The organism is Streptomyces sp. NRRL S-920 (assembly GCF_000717945.1).
Lineage (GTDB): Bacteria > Actinomycetota > Actinomycetes > Streptomycetales > Streptomycetaceae > Streptomyces > Streptomyces alboniger.
The window spans coordinates 1-3,291 of the sequence record NZ_JODF01000122.1 but is presented as its reverse complement, the minus strand read 5'-3'; the positions used below and the strand labels follow the sequence as shown (position 1 = coordinate 3,291).

Annotated in this window: 2 protein-coding genes; both read left to right on the top strand. The window is 75.4% G+C overall.

Annotation, left to right across the window (positions count from 1 at the left end; genetic code table 11):
* Positions 1-240: 240 nt before the first annotated feature.
* Positions 241-1,089, top strand: a complete 849-nt coding sequence (locus tag IG54_RS0136975) for an ABC transporter ATP-binding protein (RefSeq protein ID WP_030795494.1) — start codon at positions 241-243, stop codon at positions 1,087-1,089.
* Positions 1,086-3,291 (top strand): ABC transporter permease (locus IG54_RS0136970; RefSeq protein ID WP_030795491.1); only part of this gene is annotated, 2,206 nt, incomplete at its 3' end. The genes IG54_RS0136975 and IG54_RS0136970, both read left to right, overlap by 4 nt.

Sequence of the window (3,291 nt, the reverse complement as noted above, 5' to 3'; positions counted from 1 at the left end):
GGGTGGGGCGGGGCCGCGGCGGTATGTCCGTCCTCGCCATCTCGGTGTCGGCGCCCTCTTGCTGTGCCGGAGTTGCTCCACTGTGCTCCGGGCGGACATACCGCCACGTCCCCTCCGGTCTCGATGGCGGCCTCGGGCCGGTGGGGGCAGGCCTGACCCGGCGGGGGTAGGGCTGGGTATACCCCGGGACGCCCCCTAGTGGTCGTGATTCAGGGCGTTCCCGGCGGTTGGGTCGGGGGCATGGACACAGTCGCCGTACGCCTCACCGCCCTCCGCCGCCGGCACGGGCCCCTCACCGCCCTGGACGGCGTCGACCTGGACGTCCGTGCCGGGACCTTCGTCGCGGTCATGGGTCCCTCGGGGTCCGGGAAGTCCACGCTCTTGCAGTGTGCCGCCGGGCTCGACAGGCCGACCTCGGGGACCGTCGAGGTGGGCGGGACCGAGTTGACGGGGCTCAGCGAACGTCGGCTCACCCTGTTGCGCAGGGAGCGGATCGGCTTCGTCTTCCAGGCGTTCAACCTCCTGCCGTCCCTGAGCGCCGCCCAGAACATCGCGCTCCCGCTGCGCCTCGCGGGCCGCCGCCCCTCCCGTACGGAGATCCGCGGCGCCCTGGCCCGGGTGGGCCTCGCCGACCGGGCCGCGCATCGGCCCGGCGAGCTGTCGGGCGGCCAGCAGCAGCGGGTCGCCCTCGCGCGTGCGCTGGTCAGCCGCCCCGCCGTCCTCTTCGGTGACGAACCGACCGGGGCGCTGGACACCGTCACGAGCCGCCAGGTGCTGGGGCTGCTGCGCGGACTGGTCGACCAGGAAGGGCAGACGACCGTGATGGTCACGCACGACCCGGTGGCCGCCTCGTACGCGGATCGCGTGGTGTTCCTCGTCGACGGCCGGATCACGAGCGAGCTGCGGGCGCCGGGTGCCGGTGCGGTGGCGGAGCGGATGGCGGCGTTGGAGAGCACCACGGGTGGGGGCGGGGGGTGCGGTGTCGGTGGCGTACCCGGTGCCGGGGGCGTACCCGGTGCCGGGGGCGTACCCGGTGCCGGTGGTGGCCGCGCCGCCCGCGTCGGCTCGGACCAGGAGCGTGGGCGATGATCTTTCTGGCCTCCTTGCGCGCCCGCTGGAGCAGTCTCCTCGGCGCCTTCGTCGCCGTCGCCCTCGGCGTCGGCCTCACCGCGGCGATGGGCCTCGGTCTCGACGCGAGCCTCTCGGCGCCGGAACGTCCGCCCGTGCGGTTCGCCGGTTCGCCCGTCGTCGTCCTCGGGCAGGACCGGCTGACCGTGCCGGTCGAGCGCGGTCCGGACACCACGTACGTATCGAAGCCGCTCGCCCATCCACACCCTGTGGATACCGAACTCCTGCGCGAGCTTCGGCGGCTCGGGCCCGTACGGCTGGACGGCCGGAAACGGGACGCGGTCGGTGTCGACGCCCCCGCGCGGGACGTGCGCGACGTGGTCGGCGGGCGGGCCCGCGTTGTCACCGGCGACGACCGCCGCCGGGCCGATCCCGGCACGGCACGTGACGCCGAGGCGCTGGTGGCCGTCAACTCCTTCCTGGGCACGGCGGGCGGGGTGGCCGCCTTCGTATCGGTGTTCGTCACGGCGTCGACGTTCGCCTTCGTCGTGGCGCTGCGGCGGCGGGAGTTCGGGCTGCTGCGGATGGCGGGCGCGACGCCCGGACAAGTGCGCGGGCAACTCCTCGGCGAGGCGCTGGCGGTGGGCATCGCGGCGTCGGCCGTCGGGTGCGTGCTCGGGGCGTGGGGCGGGCCGCTGCTCGGCGAGGTGCTGGTGGAGGCCGGGGTGGCGCCGCGCTGGTTCGTGGTCGACGGGGTTTTGGCGGCGCGCGGCTCCTCGGTCGGCCCGGTCTCGGCCGACGGGGTCTCGGCGGTGCTCGGGGCCTGGCTCTCCTGGCCCTTCCAACTCGCCTTCTGGACCGGCCTGTTCGTCGCCCTCGCCGGGGCCTGGACCGCTTCCCGGCGGGCCGGGCGCGTCACCCCGGCCGAGGCGTTGCGCGACGCGTCCGTGGACGGCGACGTCATGCCGTGGAGCAGGCGGATCACCGGCGCGGTGCTCCTCGCGTGCGGACTCGGGCTGCTCGTCCTGACCCTGGTCACGGACCCGTCCTCGCTGATGAAGCGCAAGACGTACACGGTCCAGCCGATGATCCTGATCACGGCGGCGGCCGCGCTCGCGCCCCTGCTCGTACGGCCCGTCGTCCGCGCCTTCCGGCTGCCCGGCGCGGTCGGCCTCCTCGTCCGCGAGAACGCCACCGCCTCCGTACGCCGCACCGCCGCCGTCGCGGCCCCCGTCCTCGTGACCGTCGCCCTCGCGGGCAGCCTGATGGGGGCGGCGCAGACCGTGAGCGGGGCGAAGGCCGCGGAGGCGCGGGAGCGTACCCTCTCCCAACTCGTGGTGACGGGAACCGGTTTGAAGCCGCCGCCGCGACGCGCGGTCCCGGGGGCCGTGGCCGTCTCCGCCTCCGCGTCCACCGCCGTCTTCGTACGCGAAGGGGGCAGCGCGCTCGTCCGGTCCGAGGCACGCGCGGTGCGCGACCCCGCCGCGCTGGCGGCGACGTCCCGGCTGCCGGTCGTCGCGGGAGACGTCCGCGACCTGGACGACCGGTCGATCGTCGTCAACGAGGAGTGGGAGCAGCGGCGGGTCGGCGAAAACGTCGACGTCTGGCTGGGCGACGGGCGCCGGGCGCGGCTGCGGATCGCCGCGGTGCTGGCGCGCGGGACCGGGGACAACGGGGCGTACGTCACGTCGGCCAACGCGTCGGTTGGGGCCGGCTCTGTGGCTGGGGGGCGTGCGGCTGGGGCTGGGCGTGGGGTTGTGCCTGTTCCTGTGCCTGTTCCTGTGGATCGGGTCGACGTGCGGTTGGAGGCGGGGGTCGATCCGGGCAGGGCCGCCGCCGCGCTCGCCGCGATGAGCGGGGGCGAGGTGCGGTCCGCCGAGGAGTGGCTGGCCGCGACGCACCCCCGGGCCAAGGAACAGACGCGGCTCGGGCTGCTGATGCTGCTCGGCATCTCCCTCGTCTACACGGGGATCTCCCTCGCGAGCACCCTGCTGATGGCCACGTCCGTGCGGGGGGCCGAGCTGCGGTCGCTGCGGATGGCGGGGGCGACGCGGAACCAGGTACGGGTGGTGGTGGCCGGGGAGGCGCTGGCGGCGGTGACGGCGGGCACGCTGCTCGGCCTCGCGGTGACGGCGGTCAACCTGGGCGCGCTGTGCGCGGGGCTGGCGCGGCTGTCGGTACCGGTGGGGGTGGTGGTGCCGTGGGATGTGGTGGGGGTGGCGG

What these genes read in the sequence shown, in the direction of transcription:
- IG54_RS0136975 (WP_030795494.1), top strand. Translation starts at nt 241, where the DNA reads ATGGACACAGTCGCCGTACGCCTCACCGCCCTCCGCCGCCGGCACGGG.